This window comes from Shewanella sp. S1-49-MNA-CIBAN-0167 (assembly GCF_040310145.1).
GTDB lineage: Bacteria > Pseudomonadota > Gammaproteobacteria > Enterobacterales > Shewanellaceae > Shewanella > Shewanella psychromarinicola.
In genome coordinates this window covers 23,639-48,272 of sequence record NZ_JBEOPO010000032.1, presented here as the reverse complement: position 1 = coordinate 48,272, position 24,634 = coordinate 23,639, and the positions used below count along the sequence as shown (strand labels likewise).

The window sequence follows — 24,634 nt, the reverse complement described above, 5'->3', positions numbered from 1 at the left end:
CCATGATGAAATCTTTTGGAAAAATGGAGTATTGCTGGTGGGCGTTGATTGGAATAACGCTATTTAATACGTTTTTGGGTGAAAAATTTAACTCTTCAGCGCTGGTTAGCATCTTGGTTGCATTGACCGTGATGTGTAAGGGATTAATGATCATCGATCATTTTATGGAATTGCGTCATGCCCATCGATACTTGCGATTATTGATGCGAGCTTATCTTATTTTCTTCCCATCCTTGATTATGGTGACGACTTTATTATGAATCAACTTTGTTATTAACCAACAGCGATGGGAGTTTTTCAGCCAAAATGTTAATAAATGCTATATTTAAATAGCTTTCTTTTCGAGTAGTGTCGAATACTAGGGACCCATATGACCTTATCAACTACCACTGCAATTGCTATTAATGAACAGATATTTTATCAGCAGCAAGACAACGAAATACAACTGTTCGAGTACGCGTTTTCTCATCAACTGCCATTGTTAATTAAAGGGCCTACGGGCTGTGGTAAAACGCGCTTTGTGGCTTATATGGCGGAGAAACTAGGCAGACCTTTATACACTGTGGCATGTCATGATGACTTAACTGCCGCGGATTTAGTGGGACGTCATTTGATTGGTCCAAAGGGTACCTATTGGCAAGACGGACCGTTAACGAGGGCGGTGAGAGAAGGCGGTATTTGTTATCTCGATGAAATCGTCGAGGCACGTAAAGATACCACAGTGGTATTGCACCCACTTGCCGATGATCGTCGCATATTACCGATCGAACGAACCGGAGAAGAACTCGCTGCAGCACAAGGTTTTATGTTGGTGGTGTCCTATAACCCTGGTTATCAAAATATTCTTAAAGGAATGAAGGCGAGTACTCGGCAGCGCTTTGTCGCATTGCGGCTTGGCTATCCAAATCCTCAGCTCGAGATCCAAATACTGATGACGGAATGTCAAATAGATCAAGATTTAGCGGGTAAGTTGATTGAATTGGCCGGGTCACTGCGCAGACTGGACTGTGACTTAGATGAAGTGGCTTCTACGCGCTTATTAATTTATGCGGCGCGAATGATATCCAGTGGTATGTCGCCACTGGCCGCGTGTCGCAGTTGCCTTGCGGAGCCATTGTCTGATGATCTCAGTACCGTTGAAGCGCTCATGGATGTCGCTCGACTGTATTTTGATTGTTAATGCCCTTGCAGATGAAAAGTCATAATATGGTCAATACCGGATCCAATCAGGTACCAACCGGTGATGTCGCGGGTGTGACATCAAGCCAGCGGCCACATTTGCCGGGTGATTTGGCAATGTGGTTTTTCATTTTGGCAGAGCTAACGGTATTCGCTATTTTTATTATTGGTTTTGCAGTAACACGGCAGCTGTATCCCGATATGTTTCAACAGGGACAAACCTACCTGCATCCCGTCGCCGGTGGGATTAACACCATTGCGTTAATTTCCAGTAGTTGTTTGGTCGCCCTCAGCTTAAATGCGGTAAAGCATTCACGCCAAGATTATGCTGCGGCGCTATTGGGCGGTGCGTTACTCACGGCGGGAGTCTATTTAGCGGTGAAGTCATGGGAGTATAACGAGCTGATCCAACAAGGATTTGGTTTGTCGACCAATACCTATTTTACCTTGTATTTTTTTATCACAGCATTCCACTTTATGCACGTCATTCTCGGAATGATTATCTTGGGCTCCATGGCATACAAAACAACAAGAGGAGCCTATCAGGGTAAGAGCCTTTCGGGTTTTGAGTCAGGAGCTTGCTATTGGCATATGGTAGACCTCGTGTGGATCATTATTTTCCCGCTGTTGTACGTCATTAATTAATCATAACTAATCATAACTAGGCTAATGTGAGGCTGCAAAATATGAACAATCATCAAGGTCTCATTCTTCGGGTATATCTCTATCTGATTATCCTGACTGCCGCTTCTGCTTATGTGGGCAGTGTTGCGCTGGGCGCAAGTAATGCCTGGTTGCAAGGTGTAGAAGATATTGTGTTAGCTAGCATTCTGCTGGTGACCTTGATAAAGGGACTACTGATTGTTGATGTCTATATGGAATTGAAACCGGCGCCAGCATTGTGGCGCAACTTATTACGGGCTTATGTTACCTTGCTCCCGATAGGTATTGGATTGATTTACTATTTATTTTGAGTGCCCAGTGGTTCACTCTTGAATCTCATATTAATATAATTAACCATATGATTAATGAGTTTTTAATAAGTTATTTAATAATATTTGCATTACTTATTGATGTCTTTTCGCCATAACATGAACAACTAAACTTGTTTGTAGCCCATTTTATTACCCGCCCACGCCCGCACTAACATCCATACCGCAATCAAAATAAAGAAGGCATGCACAGAGATAAAATAGGTAATCACAAATACCCAAGTCATGCCCGAATTGAAGCCTCCAAATAAAATCATCAGTGCACTTACCAGTATTAATGCCGTTGCAGCGGCTAAATTAAGCTTGATGGCAAAATTGAGGTGATAAGCGGAAAACGAGTCGGAAGCAAATTGATTGATTTTGCTAAGCAGCACGATAAACGATAGCAGGGGTAAAAAGGTGAGATTGAGCAGAGACCACAAGGCGATTGCAGACGCTTGTTTTATTTGTTTTTGATCGTATTTATTTAGTTTCATGTTTACATACCTGCCTGCGGTTATCTGGGTAAATAAATGATCATCAGTAAGCAAAATAACGCAATGAATACAAAGGCCCATAAAAAAACTCTGGTTTTATAGACACGGCTACTAGGGTGCGCTTTTGGTAAAGCCATACCACAGTGGCAACAGACAGGAACGGGGTCGGTCAAATACCTCGCCGTTTTACTATCAAGTGTATTTTCAGTCTGGCAATACAAACAGGGAACTTTTTCAATCATTTAGGTCTCCTTTGCTTAATAAAGTCTAGTAAGAAGATTGGGTGAGCTGATGATATAAGTGTGGCAATTTTGTCGGTAACTGGCTTGGGTCAAAGATAACGCTGAAGCCATTATGGCCAAAAATATAAGGCAGGTATTGGTCAGCCTTTTGATCTATGGTGATACAAAATGGAATGAGTCCAAGGCGGCGGGCAGCGATAATCGCTTGCTTGGTATCTTCAATGCCATATCGACCTTCGTAATTATCGATATCATTCGGCTTGCCATCAGTCAAAATAAGCAGCAACTTTCGGTGGTGTGTTTGTTCCGCCAAAATATTGCTCGCTTGGCGGATGGCGGCACCCATTCGGGTATAAAAGCCTGGCCGCAAACTTAGGATCCTGCCACGTATATGATCATTGTAGGGTTCGGCAAAGTTCTTTAATAGTGTAAACCTAACGTGATGGCGCTTTACCGATGAGAAACCATACAGCGCAAATGGATCGCCCACAGCCGCCAAAGCTTCACTGAATAGCAGCATGCTGTCCTTGATGACATCAATGACCCTAAGTTGGTTATTGATGTAGGCATCTGTCGACATAGACAGATCCGAGAGTAACAAGCAGCTTATGTCACGCTGGCAGTTCTGAAACCTAACGTAGAGTCCAGTTTCTTGCGCCATAGAGGTCTGACTTTCAATATGGAAATCCAACCAAGCGGTTAAATCAATTTCATCTCCGCTCGGCTGAGATTTTTGCCAGTTTTTAATACTTTGCAGTTGCTGGAATTGTTGGCGGATCTTTTTGGCAGCTGAGTCTAATGACCGCGGCAATGGCTGCGGCTTACTGTCGCGGGGCAACATAGGTTGTAATAGACAACGCTCAGCCACCAGTTGATTCGATTTGTAATTCCACTCTGGCAGCGTAATGCCTTTCCCTAAGGGCAAGTCATCCTCAATTGCAGAAGGTAAGTCGAGATCTATTTTAAGCTTGGCGGTTTTTTGCTTTGAGCCCTTTGCCACCGTAATAATATCAAGGTCTTCAGCCACTCTTTGGGCATCATCGTCTTCGGTGTCGTCCTCTGCGCGATTCACCCTAGAAAACTCGCTCCACGAGAACAAGTTTTCTAAGCGAAAAACCATCAGACTGTCTTTGGTGTCATCTTCTTCTATTCGCTGTGATTTTTTTCTAGCCTGTACGCTTTGCTGCTTAGTTGCCGCGGATGAACCTTGCTCTTCTTGGCAATCAATATCTGCCGCGCTAAAGGGGTTATCTTTGACGTTCTCATTGGGGTACAACCAGATATAAATGGCTTGAGGTGCATAGTGTGCAACCGGAAATTCAATAATAGATCCAGGGTGGGTTATTGCTTGGATCACTGCCCGTTCGAGCGGTTGTAAGGATTTAGGCAATGCTTCAACAGGAACTCGTTGCTTGAGTATTGCTGTCACCAGTCGTTGATAACGAGGCCTTAGAGCGGGGCATTTATTGAGTACTTTGGCTACGACAGCTTGATTGTCTCTGGCCCAGTGGGTGAACTGCTCTGGGTAATGCGGGGCAAGGGCAGCAAGCCAGAGGTAGAGTTCTTTATTGAGTTGTGGTGTATCAAAAATAGCGATGGATTGCGGCAGACGAAGGCTGGTTTCGTCTTGCCAAGCAAGGCTGACTTGTTGTTTGGCGCCAGAAATTTTATCGATAAAATTTCTATGAGCATAATAATCACGCGGCACTGCGGCTTCGACGCGTTTTGTCGGTGAGCCTCCTAGTGCGCGAAAAATCACCCCAACGGATTTCTTGATATCATCAAATTGAACTCGGGCATGATCAAATTCAGTGTTGCTCTTTTGCACAATGAACTTATGCCAAATACTTCCCACCCATTCTTCCATTTTAGTTTATGTGCCTCCATGGTGATAAAAATAGGGGGGAACTAGCGGCAATAACGACTCCGCGATAACTCTATTCGATTAAAGCAGTCCATTGTTCAGTTCGCTATTTAGCGACCTTTCTATCGACAATAAAGTTACACATATAGGTTATTAAGCCGATCAAAAATATGACCCCCGTCGCTTCTCGTGCCCAATAGAAAATTGATAATTTATCTTGGGTTTCCATAAAGCTGAGTGCTTCGCCGCCTTCAGGTAGACGTTGTAACCAGACCTGCAATACCCCAGCTCCAGTTAAGAACAGCGTAATGAAGACCATGGCAACCGTCATTAGCCAGAATCCCCACATTTCAAGTACTTGCGCTTTTTTACTCGATGCTTCGCCGATACCGCGTAACTTCGGCATAGCATAGGAAATAATGGTGAGTACTATCATTGCATAGGCACCGTAAAACGCCATATGGGCATGTGCCGCAGTGATTTGGGTACCGTGAGTGTAGAAATTAACCGGTGCCAATGTATGTAAAAATCCCCACACACCAGCGCCCAGAAATGCCATCACTGCCGTTCCTAACGCCCACAGCGTGGCGGCTTTGTTTGGATGTTCTCGGCGGCGGTTATTGACCATGTTGAATGCATACAGCACCATGGCAAAGAAAGGTAAAGGTTCTAACGCGGAGAATACCGAACCCACCCATTGCCAGTATTCTGGGGTGGCTAACCAAAAAAAGTGATGCCCAGTTCCCAGTAGTCCGGAGATCAATGCCATCGCCACAATTACATACAGCCATTTCTCAATAATTTCCCGGTCAACACCAGTGATCTTGATCAGTATAAAGGCGAGGATCGCACCCATAATTAATTCCCACACGCCTTCCACCCAGAGGTGGACCACAAACCACCAATAGAATTTATCCATAGCAATGTTGGACGGATTGTAGAAAGAAAACAGGAAAAAGACAGCCAGACCAATTAGCCCGGTGAGCAGTACCATGTTTATCACCGTTTTTCGGCCGCGCAACATGGTCATGCCGATATTGAACAGAAAACCGAGACAGACGATAACAATGCCAATTTTAGTAATTGTGGGCTGCTCTAAGAACTCCCGCCCCATCGTCGGGAAATACTCATTTCCCGTGATCTCAGCCAATCTTGAATAGGGCACCAACAAATAACCCAACACTGTGAGTGTGGCAGCAACTGCAAATACCCAGAAAAGCAGGATAGCGAGTTTAGGGCTATACAATTCGGTTTCAGACTCTTCGGGAACAAGGAAATAAGCGGCACCCATAAAGCCAAATAATAGCCAAACGATGAGTAAGTTAGTATGCACCATTCGAGCAACGTTAAAGGGAATGATCCCCGCGAGAAAATCTCCTACGACATATTGCAAGCCCATCACCAAGCCAAATAGAATTTGTCCGGTAAACAAAATAAGCGCAAATATAAAGTAAGGTGTCGCAACTGATTGAGATTGAAATTTTAAAGTGCTCATTGCTTAACCCTCAATGTTCGGTGGCCAGCTGTTAACATCTATTTCAGCGGTGAATTTCAAGAACTCTGCCAAATCGTTAACCTGTTGTTCCGTTAAGTTAAATTGAGGCATTTGTCGACGTCCAGGGATACCGAGAGGTTGAATTTTCATCCAACCTTGCATAAAGCCTTTAAATGCATCGAGATCACCGCCACCGCGGCGATAAAAAACATTTCCCAACTCTGGCGCATAATAAGCGCCTTCACCAATGAGTGTATGGCAACCAATACAGTTGTTGTCTTCCCATACGGCTTTACCGTTTACAACGGCTTGGGTGAGGTTCTCTCGATGATCAGATTTGGGCATTTCTCTGGTGGTATGCATAGCGAGGCCGGCAAACAATAGTATAAAAAACACACTGCCGCCATAGTAGATATTTCGAGCCATACCTTTCGTAAAAGTGTCTGACATATTGCTATCCCTTATACTTACTTACTTTAACTTTTGGTCAAAGATTAGCTAAAAGGTCAACTAAGTGTAGTGCACACTGAATTATTCACTGGAATTATTAGACATAATCGACACAGGGACATGACACTATTTGTAACCAGAGTTGTTTAGCTTGATTTTTTTGATCAAATATCTCCCTAAAAAAGCCTATCCCGGGCTGCTCTCCCAGTTATTCGGATACTCTAACAATTAACCACCAGGGGAACAGGCTTGATGATCCTATGACTTTGTTCATCACCAGCCACATAGCAAGTTTTTGGGGACTGTTAAATGCTAATTGATACTGCTAAAGTTGATGCGATGATGGAGGGGTATCTACAAGACTCAATAGAAACGTGTCACTTTGGTCTTGTTCAATAAGCTTTTTTATAAAATGAAAATGGGTGACTTGGTTAAGCGTAAAAATGGCACAAAGCGAGAAAAATTCTCTTTTTGCTTTTCCTCTTTTTGCTTTTCCTCTTTTTGGTTTTTCAATATAAGGGGGGGGGCGTGAAGGTCGTAGCTGAGAGTGGATCTTAGTATTTGATCGCTGAACATTAGAGCATAAATTTTTAAACGTCATTTATCCATTCGGCTGATGGTGTGATGGAGCACCTATGCCAAGGAATAAGCCTTCAAAACTGACGTTGCCGCCATAGCCTGCGACTTCAGGTAAAAGAGGTGGTCAATAAGTTAACTCAGGGACTCAGTAACGCTGCCTCTGTGTTGGAAGTGTTAGATTGTAAAAAAATATCAACATGGGTTATTAACAGGAGTGAATTATGGATATAACAGGCTTATTGATTACGTTAGCCATTGGCGCATTAGCCGGCTGGTTGGCTGGGACGTTAATGAAAGGGATGGGCTTTGGTCTACTCGGTAATATCGTAGTCGGTATTGTAGGGGCAGTGGTCGGGGGGTTTGTATTTAGTTTACTAGGCATTTCTATGGGAGGGCTACTGGGTTCAATTATTACCGCAACGGCGGGTGCTGTCATCTTGTTATTTGTTGTTGGCCTTATTAAAAAGCTATAGCAAGCTAACATATACCCAAACGACCTCGAAATGCAGGGTTGTGTATGTCCAGAAGAGACCGAGTTCAAGGTGCTAGGAATAGGGCAGCCTTCGGTCTGCTAGGTTCTAGGGTCGCTGCGCTCACGGATAGAGCGGTCTGGCACCTAGGCCCTTGGCTTGTCATATCAGGGCTAGCGACAGCTTCGCTGCTAAGATTTTATAGGATCTCGCCGCGCAGCGTCCTAGCAGCGTAGCGATCTAGGCTCTTGCGATACAGTCTCTTCAATCACTGTCTTGTCCAGTTATCCTTCGGGAGCGCTGAAAAGAGCATGTTGAAGTGGCTTGGGTATAAGTACTCAAAAACGCAAACTGCTATAGCATAACCATGACAACACTATTGTGAGCCGATACAACACGCCTTATGAGTATTGTTCTGAATATGAATATGTGTATGAGTAAATCGGCCTCTTTTGTTGGTTTACTTCAGCCATAGTGGTCATGGTTAATTATCTAGGGCTCAATTTACTGAGAAATGAGCTCTATGTATGTGCCTGAATAAACAAAGACTATCGCAATGGATGCTGAAAGAGACTATGTTATTGATTATAAATGTGACTTGGTCGTCTTTAGTTATCATTATGGCTTAGATCAAACTCACTGATAAATGTATCAGTGTTCGGCGTTATACCACTTAGTGTAGTGATAGGAGGACCACATGCTTCGATGGACTATTTTACTTTTTAGCATAATCGTTTGCTTGAATGTGACCGCTGCTACTAACCTGACCTCATTGAGTGACAAGGGGATTGATAGCTGGGAACCCAAAGAATTCTCAGGTGAATCAATTTACACCATAGATGAATATAAAGGGCGCTTGGCGCTAAAAGCACTCAGTCATAATGCCGCATCAGGGTTAGTGTTAGAACAGCAAATTGATCTTACTGCAACGCCTTACCTAAACTGGAGTTGGTTAGTCGAAAAAACGCTGCTGCAGTTAGATGAGCGCAGTAAAAAAGGCGATGACTTTGTCGCTCGAATTTACGTGGTTATCGATGGTGGTTTTATGGTGTGGAAAACCAAATCATTAAACTATGTTTGGTCGAGTAATCAAGATAAAGACTTGGTTTGGGATAATGCGTTTGCTGGCTCAAGTGTCAAAATGATGTCTGTTCGAGGAAAGGAAGCGCAAAAGGGTCAGTGGTACCAAGAAAAACGTAATGTATACCAAGACTTGATTGATATTTTTGGTGACAAAGGTAGTGAGCAAGCTAACCAGAAAGCTTATCAATATATAGACATTATCGCGATTATGACCGACACTGATAATAGTGGAAAAGAAGCTGAATCTTATTATGGTGACATAGTATTCAGTGCAATGTAGCGACTTGTTAATCAGCGATTGAAATAACATAAAATTAAATCAATACAATATTTTTACTTACGTTTAGCTAGCGAGTCAGCCGGTAATTTTATGGGTGTTTGACTACATTTAAAATATTGATTTGCATTTAAAGTATTGATTTACATTTTAAGTATTAATTTGCTTAATCATGGAAGATTTATGAACATCAAAAAGTGGATTTGGAAGATAGTAATAATATCGGTTATCTGTGTATTGTTACTTAACCCAGAGTTAGTGTCTTTAGCTGTGCTTGTTGATGCTGTTGGGCTTGATTTATTGTTATTACTTATTGAAGTACAGATAGTGGCTGTTAGTGGCTATTATTTTCAAACTTGGTTTAAGCCAATATTGATGCCTGCCTATAAGTTATTAGGTAAAGTGGACCCTTACTTTTTCATCCCAACAAGGGCTTTAGTTGCCAAGTACCCGATGATTTTGTGCCATGCAGTGCCCTTTTTAATATTGCTCATTATCGGTGCAGCAGTCGTTAAACCTGTGATTGATACGGGTGATATTTGTTAAGTTACTATTGTTGAAAGCTAGAACTGGCTATGCGGCCTCGAGTAAGCCGCATTGCTTGTTTTATCGTTAAAGCAGTGGGCTGAATAAGTAAAAAAACTGTTCCACTAATCGTTTGATCAAAGGTCTTTTGCGCCACTGACGAGCATCCATTTTTATCGAGTTAGCCATATATTGATGTTGGACTTGACTGAGGGACTGAGTAAATTCTACATTGTCTACAGAAAGAGTGACTTCGAAGTTAAGCCACAGGCTGCGCATATCAAGGTTAACAGTACCGATTAGACTATGGTGCAGATCAATTACGACTGATTTTGTGTGCAGTAAGCCGCCAGCAAAACGATGAATATTTACGCCCGCATTAAGTAATTCACCAAAGAAAGGCCTGCTTGCCCATTCCACCATCAGTGAGTCGTTTTTGTCGGGTATGATTAAATTAACCTGCACACCACGCAAGGATGCAGCAGTCAACGCAAAGAGTAGGTTTTCACTGGGCACAAAATAAGGGCTGGTGATGGTGATGCTGTGTTTCGCTTGATAGATACTCAGCAATAAAACCTGCTGGATCATGTCCTCAGGCATGCCAGGTCCAGAAGGGATGACTTGAACCATGTCGGATGCTTTATCTTCATGGGGATAACATTTTGGAGGCTCAGGTAACATTCTTTGGTCGGTTTCGGTTTCCCAATCCCACGCGAAAATACAATTAAGCACTGGCACATTGGAGCCGGTGATCCTGACCATAACATCTATCCACTCACCCACTCCGGCACTTTGATTAAAAAACTTGGGATCAATGAGATTCATTGAACCGGTATAACCGATTTGGTTGTCTATCACGACTATTTTACGGTGAAGTCGGATGTCGAGCCGGCGGAATAACATACGTACAAGAGAAACGGATAGCGCCGAAATAATAATTATGCCTGCATCGCGCATCAATTTTGGCCACTTGCTGTTAAAAAATGTTCGGCTTCCTGCTGCATCTAATAAGATTTTTACTGCCACATCACGTTGAGCGGCTTGGATAAGGACTTGGGCAACTTGGTCAGCAAGTCCGCCGGGATGCCAAATATAGAACTCTACATGAACCGACGTCTGTGCTTGTTGGATATCTTGGATCAGGGTAGTTAAAATTGTGTCGGGTGATGATTTAAGCGTGAGTTGATTATTGGATAATGTCGGGATCCCGAGGCGTTTTTCGCATAATTGGCTTATGGTAATGGTGTAATCATTTAAATTTTGCGGACGATATTGCTGGGTAGTGAAAAGCCGGCTAAGCCATTTCCGATAGGGGATATACATTTCTTTGGCTCTGGCTGCGCGCTTCTTACCAAGGTTCAGCTCGCCAACGAGAAAATAAAGCACAATGCCTATGATGGGGACCACATAGATTAGCATCATCCAAGCTAAGGATACGCCCACAGAGCGCCGTTTATAGACAATACGAGTGGTGATCCCGGCAATGATCAGCCAATAGGCTAACACGCTGATTAACGTTAATACTTTGTAAAGCTCAACCATAGCAAGCCAGTGGATCAATCATGCAGAAAAAGATATATTTATCATATCAGGTTTCAAACTATTTGATCTACCATCTACCATCTACCACCTGCCATCTGTACGGCTGGGTATATCAAACAGTTTGTTTTATTATAAAGGTGCTAGTCTTAATCAAACGGGTGTTAACCAAGCTCAAGCATAACGTTCAAACATCACCCGTAAAATGAATAGAGGTATCGTCAATCGGCATTTTTCGCTCAAAGCCAACATCAATACCAAGATTGCAACCAAAGCACAAGCTGCTAGGGCTTGCTCGATGGGGGAGTCTTGTTATCGTCATATTAATAATGACGACAGTAGTGGTTGTGCCATTGTTTATTCAGTTTGCGACTAAACCTCAGGTGATTAATAGTGAGCAAGAGTCGTTTGCTGCTCAATGTGTTGATGCCATACCTAAAGCCAATTTGGATATGGATGGTCAACTGGCTGTCGCGAGCTGGAATATCTATAAACAGCAAAATGCAGGCTGGCAAACGCTGTTAAGCCAACTGGCCAAGCAGAATCAATTATTGTTGCTGCAAGAGGTTAAGTTATCTGACAATTTTCAACAGTGGCGCCAACAAAACCAGCAGCAATTGGCGATGGTACAAGCCTTTCGTCAAGGTGATATACCGCTTGGTGTAATGAATATGTCTGAAGTTGCAGCGAGTCAAAGTTGTGGATATTTGACGGCCGAACCCCTAATTCAATTTCCCAAGTCGAGTCTGTTAAGTTACTTCCCCTTGTCCAATGGTGAAACCTTGCTAGTGGCAAATCTACACAGTATTAACTTTGAATACGCTCTAGATAGTTACACTGAGCAGTTACAGCAGCTGTTACCGGCATTGAGAGCCCACAAAGGCCCAATCATTTTCGGTGGTGATTTAAATACATGGCGCTCCGCTAGATTGTCCATGCTAGCTCAGACGACAAAGGCATTAGGGTTGAAAGAGGTAACACCAGCAGAAGACACCCGAACAACTGTGATGGGCTACCCCATTGACCACCTTTATTTCCGGGGACTGACGTTAGAGTCTGCAAGGGTGATCACCACCCAAACATCGGATCATCATCCTTTGTTGGCACAGTTTAGATTAGGCGAAAGTTAAACCACATAGCTTATGGTGATTTTGGTTTTTTGGTTTTTTGGTTTTTTTGCGAACAGTGCTCACTATGGTTAAATTATTAACGTATTAATAAAAATTAAGTAAAATTAAAAATTCGAATGTAGAAAACACAGCGTTTTAAATCGTTCACGTTTAAATCTCAATAGGGAACGCCTACAAAGTTTACCCATGGTGTGTCATTTTTTGCTCACGTTATCACGGTAAGAGCATAATATTACATTATGCTCTCCCTGCTATTCTCTTCATTTTGGTACATCTGAATCTTATCTTTAAGTCGTTTTTCGAGTAAAAAAGTGTTGTGTCACTGCTTTATCTAATCTGTAGAGAAAACCCCGTGATCAGAGCGAAGCGAAGTCGCGGGGTAATTTATCTTATTACTTCTTATTAAACATAGCTTGACCAGTTTTATCCTTATCGGACCAAAAATTAATATTGAATTGTGCATCAGGGCTTAATTCAATGCGGTGCCAGTACTCTGGCGGGCTGGTGGCAAACTGGCCAGCATTAATCACTACTTTCACTTCTGGCTCAGTCGCTTCGCTGTCTGCAAAACCAAAATACGTGACTACACCTTCCATCACACATAATTGGCCGAAGACACCTTCAGCGGTATTGTGGTGGTTAAGTAGCGCATCAGGCACATTTTTAGTGGTGAAAAATGGGGTAGAGCGTTGAATGGTCCAGTTTGCTGGAATACGTTGATGAGACATCATTCTCTCCTAAATTGATACATTAGCAGGCTTAGTTGAGCCTACTGGTTTAAATACTAAATACTAAATACTAAATACTAAAGATTAGCTGGCAAGGCTCTCAGCAGTGGAAAGGTGTTTTTCATGTGTCCTTCTGTTACCACAAAGCCGATGATCTCTTTTTGCTCGTTATACGCTTTTACTGAGCAACCTAAAGCATCAATATCAACCTGCCAGGATGCAACATCTATGACGGTATTACCGCCTAATTGGATAGGCATTTGCGGCGTTTTAACTTTGACCAGCATAGCAGGCAGTTTCAAATCTGTCGGTTGGCCTAATAAGGTTTTCGCTAACGCATTGGCGCTTAACATAATCGGCTGCAGGTAGGACATCACCTTGCCGTTTATCTCGGCGCAGTCTCCCAAGGCATACACATTATTAACTGAGGTTTGCAGCTGCTGATTAACCACCAAGCCGTTGTTGACCTTGAATCCCGACTTTTGAGCTAAACCCACATTAGCCTTTAACCCCGCCGCTGAAATGACACAATCAACAATATGTGTTTTACCCGAGCTGAGTGTGGCACAAATTCCTGATCCGGTTTGGTTTAAGGAGCTAATGGTGCGGCCAAACTCAAATTCAACACCTGTTTCGGTCATCTTCTTTTGTAATACACTGGCGACTATATCTGGCAGCATCGTTGCCATAAGGCCGTTGCTTGGATCTACAACTACTACGCTTTTACCGCAACGGTTAAGATCCATTGCTATTTCAGTACCGATAATGCCGGCGCCAATCACTAAAATCCGCTGCGCATTCTGTAGCTGCAGCTGCGCAGTTTCAAACTCGCGCAAACTATTTAAGGTGATCACCTTGTCGGTTGCATTACCAAGCATCGGTGGAACAAATGTTTTTGCCCCCGTTGCCAGCACCAATTTTGTGTAAGGGTAGGCGACACCTTTAACAAATACCGCCTGTTGATCGCTATCAATGCAGTCAACCTGAGTAAAAGCATGCAGAGTAATATTATTCTCAGAGGCAAATTCCTGCGCACTGAGGCGAATTAAATCCGCACTGCTTTGTTGATTACTAAATACATGGCTCAAATCAGGCTTATTATAATCGTGGCCCTCATCGAGGGTAAAAACAGTTATAGGTATGTGCTGATCTGTGCGCCTAATGGTTTTGATTAACTGATATGAGCCAAAGCCGCTACCAATAATGATGATGGGTGCACTCATGATACTTTCCTTGCTTCAATAGGGATAAATACCTCTTTGCCAAGGCCGCAATCTGGACAGAGAAAGACATCTGGTACTTCGCTCCACGGTGTTCCTGGTTCAACATCTTGATTAGGTTCGCCCAATACTGGCTCATAAACCCAGTTACACACAGTGCATAACATATTTTGTGAATCATCAATTGCCGAAGCAGCCCCGCATTCAGGTTTACTTTCCCGAGACTTAGTTGCTGGCTTAGCGGTGGCAGTGGCTTGATTGTTTTTGGCTAGGGATGCTGGTGAAATGGATTTAACATTACTAAGATCATGCCATGCCCAGTTTTTGGCAATCTGTCGCCCATGGTCGCGGCATTCGCGCATGGCTTTACCATCAGGTCGCCATTTTGCTTTTAGGCCCACAATCGTATCAAATCCGGCATCGGTAAGACGGGTGTGAATACGATCGACCGCACCGCCGTTCCAACCGTAGCTGCCAAAGGCACCGGCTTTTTTATCTTTAAAACGCAGGCCGGTGATCTCTTCTAGCATCCCAGCGACTTTCGGCATCATCACATTATTCATGGTAGATGAACCCACTAATATGCCTTTAGAGCGGAACACATTGGCTAAGATGTCATTTTTATCATGGCGGGCCACATTAAAGACTTTAACTGACACCCCAGGATCAACATCGTGGATCCCCTGAGCAATGGCATCAGCCATCATGCGGGTATTATTAGACATTGAATCATAAAAAATAGTGATCCTGTCTTCCTGATAATTATCTGCCCATTGCAGATATTGATGAATAATCTGGGTAGGGTCATCGCGCCACACTACGCCATGGGCGGTGGCAATAATATCAACTGGCAGATTAAAGCTCAGCACCTCGTTAATTTTAGCGGTAACCAGTGAGCTAAACGGAGTTAAAATATTGGAGTAATAACGTAAACATTGGTCCATCAATTCAATCTGATCAACCTCATCGTTAAACAGATGCTCATCGCAGTAATGTTGACCGAATGCATCGTTACTAAACAATACGGCATCCTCGGTTAGATAGGTCATCATACTGTCTGGCCAATGCAGCATAGGCGTTTCAATAAACACCAACTGCTTGCCGTTACCGATATCTAGCGTGTCGCCGGTTTTGACAATATTGAAATGCCACTCTGGATGATGATGTAAGCCAGTAATGGAATCGATAGCATTTTCGGTACAGTAAATCGGGGTATTAGGGATTTTAGCCATCAGAGCCGCTAACGCGCCTGAATGATCTTCTTCAGCATGATTAATAACAATGTAATCAATCTTATCTAGGTCAATTTCCATCTCAAGATTTTGAATAAACTGCAGGCTGAAGCGATGATCAACGGTATCGATTAAGACATTTTTTTGCTCACGGATAAGGTAACTGTTATAACTCGTCCCTTTGGTTGTTTTATATTCAGTGCCATGAAAATCCAATATTTCCCAATCACGTTGGCCAACCCAGTCGATATTATTTTTAATGTGAATTGTCATATTTACACCTGTATTAAATTGAAAAGTTACAAATTCATAAAGTTAAATATTTTAATGCAGACTGCATGCCAACTAGTTAAGTAACTGATTAATTGGGTAATTATTTAAATTAAAGTTTAGTCGTTGTCATATTAACAACTCTAAAAGGTGTCTTAATAACACCCACGTGTCAAAATGACACGTTCAAGGTAGTGTCCTCTCAAGAGTCTAATAAAGACCTGATCACTGGCCGCCTAGTCTTTGGTCACCCTTACTTGCTTGGCGGTAATGAATCATGGCTAGACCAAGACACATGATAGTGAGCTAGACGAGACTCCTTATGGTAATAACCGTGAGTAAGCAGGCCGCTTTTCTGATGTAAACCTGAAACATTGCTCAGAATTCATTATGTAATGTTAATTATCTAGAGCTCACTCTATTGAAAAAGCCCCCCAATTGAGTACCTGAATAGTCCTAAAATGTATCGCAATAAATGCTGAAAGAGGCTATGTTATTGATTAAAGTAATAGCTTGGCTAATTTGTTAAGCTTGGTCAGCAAGGAGTAGAGTTGCTCGATAATGTGAGGTGATGATATTCCTCATTTTCATTTAACATGTTAAGTGCTGGCAAGTCTCATACAAAGTGCGATGGTTTTTATTGGATTCTAAGGATGATTTACTAAAAAGGCTCAATCTTAGGGAATGTGCTATTCTTTTCTAGAAACGTGTCATTTTTTTGCTAGCGTACATAGACACGATCTCTAGCGCTAGGATAAAAAACTATTGGAATAAGTAGATTTAGCGGGGGTGAAACTAATTACAAGCACAATAGTCATGGGAATTATCATTGCAAGACAACAGCCAAGACAATTTATTGATGATAATCGGTTGAATATACCCACGCTGTGGAACGCTAACACAGCGTCCGGAGATTGATGTTAACTGGCGATGATACCAACGTCGCATGGAATTATTTTTGCTTAAGAAATAAAAGTGTTATCTATGGTGGATGACTAACTTCCGCACAATAAGTTTAGTCGCCAAGAAGTGATCAAGCTTTACCCTAGTCGCTGGCAAATTGAACTGTTATTCAATGAATTTAAAAGTGATAGGATACCGAAAAAAGTTGTTACGCGTCAGCCACTTTTAGTCGAGGGGTTGATCTGGGAGAGCCTGCTGAGTTTGCCGATAAAGCGTGATATCGACCGTGTCGCTCAGCGGCGGTTTAAAATGCAATTATCCCAGCTATAAATGGCCAAAGTAATGCAATCTTGGTTTGAGTGGCTATTAAATCGCTACTAGGAAATTAATCAACAGAAGGTTTATGGAGGGATAACATTTATCACGGCAAATATCTGTCGAGGTTGAGTGTTAAATAATAATATAAACAATGGTTTGTGGTCAGTTCTGGAATATTTAAATGCTTAAAGTCCAGTGTATGTGCTAACAGTAAAATACTGCGATGTGTGCACCACAACTGTGTTATAAGGAAATTATTCATTATGCTTAAACTTACATTGGTTTTAGTCACGAAGTTGACCATTCAGAGTAGAGCCTTTGCTGATCTTTTAAAGACGAGTCTAGATTGTGAGACCCGATTTATTAGTAATGAAATGGAACTGGAGAACCTCGATAGAGCATTAAATCCATTATTACTTGTTGATGTGGCTAACCTACCCAATATTGACGATCGTTGTTGGCAAATCCAGTTTGATACGAATCTTTCTCAAGTGCATATCGTTTTACTCAATACTTCTAAAAAATTCGATAAACAAGACTTACTCGATTGGCCAAATTGTTGCGGTATTTTTCCACAATCATCTTCACTGGTTTTATTGCTACAGGGGATGCGAAAAATTCTCGCCGGTGAATATTGGTTACCAAGAACTATGATGTGCCAGTTACTGCAACACTACCGAAAAGAAGATATACATCCTGAACAACCTATGGTCTCCCTCACTCGCCGTGAGTGCGATGTACTTAGATTAGTGACTGAATGTAAATCCAACATTGATATTGCCAATGCACTATTTGTGAGTGAGCACACGGTCAAATCACATCTTTATAAAGTATTTAAGAAAACGGAAGTTAAAAATCGTACCCAGGCAGCGAATTGGGCAAAGGATAACCCATCTGCATTTAAACAATTGCAAAGATACGACAATAAATAACCTCACTGAAGTGTTAAGCTGGGATCTTTTTACTGATCATGGTCGCATTTTTTATTTTAAATAAAAAACTAGGTTAAACTAACATTAACAGCGACCAAAACTAAAAACTTCCCAGACCAGATGCACTGATATCAATATGAATTTCATCTTCATAGATTCCCCCTGGTCGATTTTCTGTTTCACCAATTTGGATAGTCATAGGTATCCTCTGCCCATTATGGTTCTGTGGCGCATTAACAACCAGCTGATTGCCCGTTACCGTAAAATCAATGACACTGTCAGCCACACTAAATATGTAATCGATATCCCAACGCTCTTGTTTACTTTGATGCCTAAGCTTACCTTGATTATCTGAACGGAAACTAATTTCATAGCCAGCAGTACTTCGAATAAATAAATTAGGATCGATATTCAGCCTTTTTCCTGTTGTCAGGCGACCAAGGTCTAATGGATAAAGTCGTTGCGATAATCCATAGAAACTGATGCTTGCAACAGGAGGAATGCGTGCAGAGATCAATTGATTACGTTCATCTAATACAGTTGTAGACTGTTCAGGATTTGGAATAAGCTGCACGAGTAATTGATTGGTATAGTCTCCTTCTGAACCAAATTGCTGCGCAGGGAAACGTAATTGAAATCGAAAAATGGACTGTTGTGGTGATACCTCGGCAAACCAGTGTCTATTTTGAATAAAACTGCCTGACGTTTGAAGATAGGGGGAAAATGTCAATGAATTTCCGCTTTGCCCCGAGAGTTGATAGCCTTGCTCGATAGTCGAAATCATTAAACTTAAGGCACAATCTTCGTTAGGATCACTAAAACTCACTTTCACCTCGTAGTATTGCATTAACCCAAATGGACTTGTGGTAAAGACATCATATTGATTTTGTGCGCCTGAACTCATTAAACTGACACTTTGTACCCTTGCTTCACAAGCCGCAAAAGCACTAGCAGAATAAATACAGGAAGCAAGAAACATGGCCGTCACGCAGCAAGCCAGTTTCAGCCTTGGCATGATCACTTCGATAAGGTTAGTTAGTGTCATATGGACTCCAGATATATTGGTGCTCTATACACCCTGCGTTAATCAACATAAAGATTACCTAAGCGTAATAAAGCCTTGCTATCATCGCTTATGACTAGCTGATATGTTCGTACGTTTTTGCTATTTAACTTAAGTAAGTAACTACCAGGCTTAAGGCCACTAATGGCAAAGCGACCGCTGCGGTTAGTGAAAAAATCTAAAGCCTCAAAATTTTCATCCGTTTGCGATATTGCTTGTCCGGCTAATAAACTAATAGGCTCACCGGTTTGTTTATCAAATAAGGAGCCCATAGCTGTGATAATGGCATCAGACCCTACCTTAAGCGAATAACCTTGTTTATAACCTGGGTTAAGCGCAAATACCCCATCACCTAAATCGTAGCCAGGGGGTAAATCAGTCACCTCATAGGAAATAAGTTGCTCACTATAAGCCGGTAGATCTGGCACAACCATGGCGCCTAACCCATCGGTATAAACCCTTGAACCTTCATCTGAAATATCTACATCAATGCGATTATTAGCCAGATTAGAGTAGGGTTGTATAATGGCAAAGCTATCGCCAACCGGACGACTAATCGCAACGTTTGCACCAGAAAATACCAATGCTGAAGCCAGTTCTGCGCGGCTGAAATGGCTGCTCTCATTATTACTTAAATCATTAACGCGACTAGTATGCTGTAGGTTAAGATTATATCGATTTGCAGAGTAATCTATACCGGCTTCAAGGTTGGCATCGGTATCACTCGTGCGCTGACCACCAATAAACATATTGACGCCACCCGTTTTACCTATGCCTTTAAGGTAACTATATTCAGTTTGCAAATCTTCCATATCACTACTATAGCTGCTGATTACGCGAGAATATCCCCCAAATGGCCAACTTAAGGTAAATAATGCATTAAATTCATTAGCATCATCCTGGCGATCTTTGTGGGTTAATCTAATACTCCAACTGGCAGGAGTATCAAATAAATCGCCGGAGAGTGCAGGGCTGATTGTCCAATAGTCACCTTGTTCCTGATATGAATCAACATAGTTAACGGTCAGACTGACACGCAAAGCCTGGGTGATCGATTGACTATAACGCCCGGTAAAGAAGTTCCTGTTAATATTGAGCGTAGGCATTAAGTTTATTGGATTAATTGCAGAAATATTTTGTTGCGAAAAGAAATCATCAACTCGACTAAATGACTGCGAAAAATACTCATGAAAGAAACTGAGCTGAGTGTTATTAGGATCATCAGCAAAATCAACATCGAAACCTAGGCTGGCAGCCACGCCTTCACCGACAACATCTTGATGGCTATAAGCGACATTTAAATCAAAAATACCTAATGGCGTAGCAAATAAACTGCGCTGCCCTAGCTGATATAACTCTTGTGCCGCCTGCAGGTTAACGCCGAGGGTCAGAGATGGCGACACGCCATACTCAAACATACCACCGACAATAAATGCATCGTTATCATATTTGAGTTTATCTGCAACTAATTCGCTACTCACTCCCGAGCTAAATGCATATTCAAATTCACCGGGTTTTAATAAGTCCATACCCGTAGCGATACTAAAGTTAATTCGCTCTTGGCGACCATTGCGATCGGTTATCAGCAACTCGACATCACTTACCCCCTCTGCTAATGGAATATCCTCGAGATTATAGGAGCCCGCCCCTAAACTTAGTCTTTTGACCACCACGCCATCAATCAGGACATCGACTTCGGAAGTACGCTCTAAGGTAAATTGACGTGCAGCGGTTGGCCTCACATTACGGGTTGGAATAAGCGAAAAGTCACGAGAAACTCCGAATCCAAGAAAATCGACCCCATTTTGAAAACCGCTGGGACGGCTATAAAAATCCCCCAACACCATACGAGTACCTTGGTTGGGGAAGTCAATATTAAGCCGAGTACCTTGGCGAGAATACACCCCTGACTTACCATCTAATTTATTATAGACAGCTTCATACTCTAATAAGGCATGGCGGTAATTAAGCCCCGCCTCAATAAGATGGTTGAAATCGGTGAAACCTTGACTTTCTTCACTTATATTTTCCGTATTTGATGACGATAAGTAAAGGTTGGTATATCCGCTTAACGTTGAAGCGTCGATATAACGCCGGGTATTTTTTTTAGCTGCAAACGATAAACCGCTTACTTTAAGCGCCTCAATGGGAGCTTGCATGATCAGCTCTAAACTCGACATATCAAAAGTCAAATTAAGCCCCACCTGAGAAAAATCGGCTTGGTTTAATACATCATCATGTTGGTACCCAGCTAATGCCTCGAGGACTTCCGGCACTATAGTATCCGCAAGTAAGGCCAAGGTTGATTTTGCAGGGAGTTCAATATTTTGATCTGCGGTGATAATTAATTCGACGTCACCAATCGCACTATCTTGCAATCGCAATAGGCACTGCAAACGAATGTCTCGCCCAGTGGGGTTTAACTTTATCTCCTCGTTCGCCAAACCTGAAAGCGGCAACAAGCTCAGTAATAGCAATAGTTTACATAACCTGGCCATTAGGGTTCTCGCTCTATGGGGGTTAGAGCTAAACTAAATCCTACGGATAAAGGCCTATCAAGGTGAATAGACAGATTGCGCTTCGAATTGGGTGGGAAAAATGTATTAGTTTGCTCGGCGACCAACGCCTCCCCTTGTATAGTAAGTTCGGTACCGTCGACCCGGGTAATAATCAAGCGATAGTCATTTAGATCGGCGTACTTTCCTCCTTGGTTGTCAATGCTGAATTGCAATAAAGCCGAGGCCTTTGCCTGTTTATCTTGAGAGGGATTTTCCTTTTCGCCGTTGGCAGCTTGCTGGGTTATCGAATTGCGCTTTATCACTAGCAGAGGCTTCATACCAATGGCTGACACATGTACTGCCGCGTTAAAATGGACGAAGATCTTAACCCCACTCTTGTTGGTATTGTCGTCTGACAACTGAGGTTGGCTAAAACGAATAAAATAACTTTGGGACTCAGGCAGGGATTTTTGTCCTAACCACTGTACGCGAACCGACTGCACCGCCCCGGGGGCCAACACGATGGCGGGAGGGAATACTAATAAATCAGGGGTTGTTTCAGGTACAACGGTATAACTGGAACCAACGGCGAACGGATTAAACTGGATCCGATTAACATCGATTTCAACCGGCAATGTAACATTAGAATTATTTTTAATTAAAATTTGCTGATAATTAGGCCGGCTATCAATAGAAAGCGCGGTAACCATGGGAGATATTTCCATCCCATATACAGCCTTTGCCATTGACAGTGTAAGCGTAAATATAAAGCAACAACCAACCACGGCATGCAAGCCTAGTGAATTTCTGTGCATACAACTCCCTGTAACGCTAAGGTTATTCTATTGTCTAAACAAGCGTTAAGCATCACCACTACAATAATAGATATCCCATAAAATCAAAATCGCTATTTCACCATTTCAATTTCAATATTAAGTTTGTCCATACTCAAGGTTTCAATTGGCTGCATGGTTAAGGTACGAGAGGAGTTCGGTAAAATCAAACTGCCGGAGACTAATTCGGAAAGCTGTTCTTTAGTTAACTGCAGTGACTTTACACCATCGCTGACACGCCATTGAGTATTACTAAGACGCACATAACGGTTACCTGAATTATTAATCGTTACCTGCCAATTATTATCTTTAAAACTGATATTTTCGACGGCCAGAATGGCTTTAGCATTGGCCGGCACTACATTGACCAAAGTATTAAAATTGACCGCTAGACTCAATTTTGTGGCACTCTGCCCTGACACGGTAACGGGCAATTGTCGAAAACCTATGCTGTACGCTTGCGACTGGGAAATATCAGGTTCGCCTAAATAACGCACCATCACAGCTTGTGAACGCCCAGCTTGCAATACTGTTGTAACCGGAATAATTAATAAATCATCATCAGCTGGAATATATTCAATATTGCCTGAACTGTTAATTAGCACCTTAAGCGGTACCATTTCAAGTGTAAGTGGTTCGCTGTCGTTATTTTCAACCCGCAAGGTTAATTGGGCATTTCTGCCAACAGGCTCCATTTCGGCCACCATAGGCTGAACTTTATAGGCATATACCTTAGTTACACCAAGGGCACCAATAAGGCATGCCAGCGCTAATAGGCATGATATTTTTTTATTATTTTTTATCATCTGTCACTTCCCAAAAAGATAATGAAACATGAGAGAGTAATACTCCCTCATGTTTTATTTACTTAACCTAAATTAGTTTGCCGCATCAATTTGTACTGTTAAGGTATCTGAATAACCACCAGACCAAGTTGCCCCACCAGGTGTCATAAACGACAATACACCAGCAGCGCCACCGAGCAATCCAGTAGCTGAATATGAAGCATCGACGTTGGCACCATTAGTTCCAACACCGCCTGGCGCATTAAGAACTAAATCTGGATAAGCACCAATTGCCAAAGTGGCGGTATATGGAAGCGATTGATCCTCTGCATCATCTGACTCAAGGCCACCTTCAGCACTGATCATTTGTATCGTTGCACCGTCAGCATCATTACATTCAACAGTTAATCCAATATTTGCTGCATTGGCAGATCCCGAGACGTTACCAAAATCTCTTAATTGGGTATTTAGACCTGAAACCTCACAAACCGCGGGCACATAACCGACTAACTGAACATCACCGGCATTTGCTGTACTTGCGAAAAGTGCTGTTAAAGATGCTGCAACTAAAGTAATCTTTCTCATGGTAAAACTCCTTGTAATATTTCAGATTGGTTTTTTACTAGCCGACCAGTTCTTGCCAACTGGTCGGCAACTTTTCTCCATTGGGGAGAAAATCTCATTAAATACCCTGCTGAGTAAAATTGGGATAAACCTCAATATGCAGGGTATCGCTGTATTTTCCGGCATGTACCAGTGCCTCAGGCAGTGTAATATCTAAGCTTGCTGAAGTCGCAAACGGAATATCCTCGCCAGCACTAAATCGCCGTTCTTGTTGAATATCAATACTATTAGCCGTTAATCTAAACTGAATAGATTCTATTTTTAGCTCAATATCATAGGCCGCAACCACATCATTTTCAGCCTCCGCTTGGCTTAGCTTAAGCCCACCATTCTCTGAGCGTAGGGCAACCAACATCGCTTGATTGCAGTCAATTGCTATCGTTGTGGAGTGGACTAACTGCTGGCTAAAATCGAAAGTGGAGCTGGTGGGTATTGCTATTACACACCTATCTTCAATAACACCTGAAAGTGCCAGAGTCAGTGATTCGTTGGCCTGTGTAGTTGTTAGGCTGTAAGAGAAGTGTAAAACGAGGAATGCGGTTGTATATTTTACAAAAAAAAGCATATTCCTCCCATTTACATTCATATTAATGTCCCCATTACATTAGATTACAGATTACTTTTACATCGATTACCTGAGATAGGTACAGATGAAAGTGTTGCAATAATGTTAGCCATAATACTGATTAACACAATATGAATTAAAGTATGAAGTTTGAGATAATCATTCATACTTACTGTTACGTTAACTCATACTTTCTCAATGTCTTTCTATCAGGGTTAACTATGTAAATTATTGAAAAATAGGTTTTTTACTCGAAATTATAGGTCAGTACATATATATTGGAGTATGACATAGGTATCAGTCCGGCGAACGACACCTCGCTTAGGTAATAAATGATCAGCTTGTTAAGGTTTTGGGATCAG

The 24,634-nt window shown here is 42.2% G+C and carries 23 protein-coding genes; 9 read left to right on the top strand and 14 right to left on the bottom strand.

The window, feature by feature from the left end; all coding sequences use genetic code 11:
* The first annotated feature begins 2 nt into the window (after positions 1-2).
* The 4 genes from AAEZ00_RS15065 to AAEZ00_RS15050 all read left to right on the top strand — a co-directional run bounded on the left by AAEZ00_RS15065 (position 3) and on the right by AAEZ00_RS15050 (position 2,153).
* The gene (locus tag AAEZ00_RS15065) at positions 3-260 is read left to right on the top strand and encodes a cytochrome C oxidase subunit IV family protein (RefSeq protein WP_233768545.1); all 258 of its coding nucleotides are present in this window, start codon (positions 3-5) and stop codon (positions 258-260) included.
* 110 nt (positions 261-370) lie between these two features.
* Positions 371-1,180, top strand: a complete 810-nt coding sequence (locus AAEZ00_RS15060; protein ID WP_101032032.1) for a CbbQ/NirQ/NorQ/GpvN family protein — start codon at positions 371-373, stop codon at positions 1,178-1,180.
* Positions 1,181-1,191: 11 nt separating this feature from the next.
* A complete protein-coding gene (locus AAEZ00_RS15055) occupies positions 1,192-1,824 on the top strand; it encodes a cytochrome c oxidase subunit 3 family protein (RefSeq protein ID WP_233768544.1) in 633 nt (210 codons plus the stop codon).
* Positions 1,825-1,865: 41 nt separating this feature from the next.
* Positions 1,866-2,153, top strand: coding sequence for a cytochrome C oxidase subunit IV family protein (locus tag AAEZ00_RS15050; RefSeq protein WP_101032031.1), 288 nt, complete (start codon positions 1,866-1,868; stop codon positions 2,151-2,153).
* A gap of 125 nt (positions 2,154-2,278) precedes the next feature.
* Here AAEZ00_RS15050 and AAEZ00_RS15045 read toward each other — a convergent pair whose 3' ends face one another.
* From AAEZ00_RS15045 to AAEZ00_RS15030, 4 genes are all read right to left on the bottom strand, one after another.
* Positions 2,279-2,647, bottom strand: a complete 369-nt coding sequence (locus AAEZ00_RS15045) for a hypothetical protein (protein WP_101032030.1) — start codon at positions 2,645-2,647, stop codon at positions 2,279-2,281.
* 267 nt (positions 2,648-2,914) lie between these two features.
* A complete protein-coding gene (locus AAEZ00_RS15040; RefSeq protein WP_124011734.1) occupies positions 2,915-4,756 on the bottom strand; it encodes a nitric oxide reductase activation protein NorD in 1,842 nt (613 codons plus the stop codon).
* Between the two features lie 103 nt (positions 4,757-4,859).
* A complete protein-coding gene (locus AAEZ00_RS15035) occupies positions 4,860-6,248 on the bottom strand; it encodes a cbb3-type cytochrome c oxidase subunit I (protein WP_124011733.1) in 1,389 nt (462 codons plus the stop codon).
* A 3-nt stretch (positions 6,249-6,251) separates the two neighbouring features.
* Positions 6,252-6,698 carry a c-type cytochrome gene (locus tag AAEZ00_RS15030; RefSeq protein WP_351088955.1) on the bottom strand — a complete coding sequence of 149 codons (447 nt, stop codon included), beginning with the start codon at positions 6,696-6,698 and terminating at the stop codon, positions 6,252-6,254.
* A gap of 800 nt (positions 6,699-7,498) precedes the next feature.
* On the opposite strand from AAEZ00_RS15030, the gene AAEZ00_RS15025 reads away from it, so the two are divergent.
* The 3 genes from AAEZ00_RS15025 to AAEZ00_RS15015 all read left to right on the top strand — a co-directional run bounded on the left by AAEZ00_RS15025 (position 7,499) and on the right by AAEZ00_RS15015 (position 9,653).
* Positions 7,499-7,750: a GlsB/YeaQ/YmgE family stress response membrane protein gene (locus AAEZ00_RS15025; RefSeq protein WP_101032025.1), complete on the top strand. Its 252-nt coding sequence runs from the start codon at positions 7,499-7,501 to the stop codon at positions 7,748-7,750.
* A 694-nt stretch (positions 7,751-8,444) separates the two neighbouring features.
* Positions 8,445-9,110 carry a DUF3047 domain-containing protein gene (locus AAEZ00_RS15020; protein ID WP_351088953.1) on the top strand — a complete coding sequence of 222 codons (666 nt, stop codon included), beginning with the start codon at positions 8,445-8,447 and terminating at the stop codon, positions 9,108-9,110.
* A 180-nt stretch (positions 9,111-9,290) separates the two neighbouring features.
* On the top strand, positions 9,291-9,653 hold the full coding sequence (locus AAEZ00_RS15015; protein WP_351088951.1) for a hypothetical protein: 363 nt from the start codon (positions 9,291-9,293) through the stop codon (positions 9,651-9,653).
* Positions 9,654-9,719: 66 nt separating this feature from the next.
* Here the strand turns inward: AAEZ00_RS15015 and cls are convergent, their stop codons facing one another.
* On the bottom strand, positions 9,720-11,174 hold the full coding sequence (gene cls / locus AAEZ00_RS15010) for a cardiolipin synthase (protein WP_124011729.1): 1,455 nt from the start codon (positions 11,172-11,174) through the stop codon (positions 9,720-9,722).
* Positions 11,175-11,434: 260 nt separating this feature from the next.
* Here cls and AAEZ00_RS15005 point away from each other — a divergent pair, with 260 nt between their 5' ends.
* Entirely contained in the window at positions 11,435-12,301 is an 867-nt protein-coding gene (locus AAEZ00_RS15005; protein WP_267898627.1) for an endonuclease/exonuclease/phosphatase family protein, read from the top strand.
* 392 nt (positions 12,302-12,693) lie between these two features.
* Here AAEZ00_RS15005 and AAEZ00_RS15000 read toward each other — a convergent pair whose 3' ends face one another.
* From AAEZ00_RS15000 to norV, 3 genes are all read right to left on the bottom strand, one after another.
* The gene (locus AAEZ00_RS15000) at positions 12,694-13,029 is read right to left on the bottom strand and encodes a TehB family protein (RefSeq protein ID WP_101032020.1); all 336 of its coding nucleotides are present in this window, start codon (positions 13,027-13,029) and stop codon (positions 12,694-12,696) included.
* Between the two features lie 77 nt (positions 13,030-13,106).
* Positions 13,107-14,252, bottom strand: a complete 1,146-nt coding sequence (gene norW / locus AAEZ00_RS14995) for an NADH:flavorubredoxin reductase NorW (RefSeq protein ID WP_124011727.1) — start codon at positions 14,250-14,252, stop codon at positions 13,107-13,109.
* On the bottom strand, positions 14,249-15,754 hold the full coding sequence (gene norV, locus AAEZ00_RS14990) for an anaerobic nitric oxide reductase flavorubredoxin (protein WP_124011726.1): 1,506 nt from the start codon (positions 15,752-15,754) through the stop codon (positions 14,249-14,251). Before norV ends, norW begins: the two co-directional genes overlap by 4 nt.
* 1,481 nt (positions 15,755-17,235) lie before the next feature.
* Here norV and AAEZ00_RS14985 point away from each other — a divergent pair.
* Positions 17,236-17,904 (top strand): LuxR C-terminal-related transcriptional regulator, encoded by a 669-nt coding sequence (locus tag AAEZ00_RS14985; RefSeq protein ID WP_351076052.1) that lies wholly within the window; start codon positions 17,236-17,238, stop codon positions 17,902-17,904.
* Between the two features lie 100 nt (positions 17,905-18,004).
* Here the strand turns inward: AAEZ00_RS14985 and AAEZ00_RS14980 are convergent, their stop codons facing one another.
* From AAEZ00_RS14980 to AAEZ00_RS14955, 6 genes are all read right to left on the bottom strand, one after another.
* Entirely contained in the window at positions 18,005-18,949 is a 945-nt protein-coding gene (locus AAEZ00_RS14980; protein ID WP_124011724.1) for a hypothetical protein, read from the bottom strand.
* A 38-nt stretch (positions 18,950-18,987) separates the two neighbouring features.
* A complete protein-coding gene (locus tag AAEZ00_RS14975; protein WP_124011723.1) occupies positions 18,988-21,465 on the bottom strand; it encodes a fimbria/pilus outer membrane usher protein in 2,478 nt (825 codons plus the stop codon).
* A complete protein-coding gene (locus AAEZ00_RS14970; RefSeq protein ID WP_124011722.1) occupies positions 21,465-22,280 on the bottom strand; it encodes a fimbrial biogenesis chaperone in 816 nt (271 codons plus the stop codon). The genes AAEZ00_RS14975 and AAEZ00_RS14970 overlap by 1 nt, the downstream gene beginning before the upstream one ends.
* A 92-nt stretch (positions 22,281-22,372) precedes the next feature.
* Entirely contained in the window at positions 22,373-23,104 is a 732-nt protein-coding gene (locus AAEZ00_RS14965; RefSeq protein ID WP_124011721.1) for a fimbrial biogenesis chaperone, read from the bottom strand.
* Between the two features lie 72 nt (positions 23,105-23,176).
* The gene (locus AAEZ00_RS14960; protein WP_124011720.1) at positions 23,177-23,668 is read right to left on the bottom strand and encodes a hypothetical protein; all 492 of its coding nucleotides are present in this window, start codon (positions 23,666-23,668) and stop codon (positions 23,177-23,179) included.
* Positions 23,669-23,765: 97 nt separating this feature from the next.
* Complete coding sequence (locus AAEZ00_RS14955; protein WP_124011719.1) at positions 23,766-24,272, bottom strand: hypothetical protein; 507 nt, start codon at positions 24,270-24,272, stop codon at positions 23,766-23,768.
* Between the last annotated feature and the right edge of the window lie 362 nt (positions 24,273-24,634).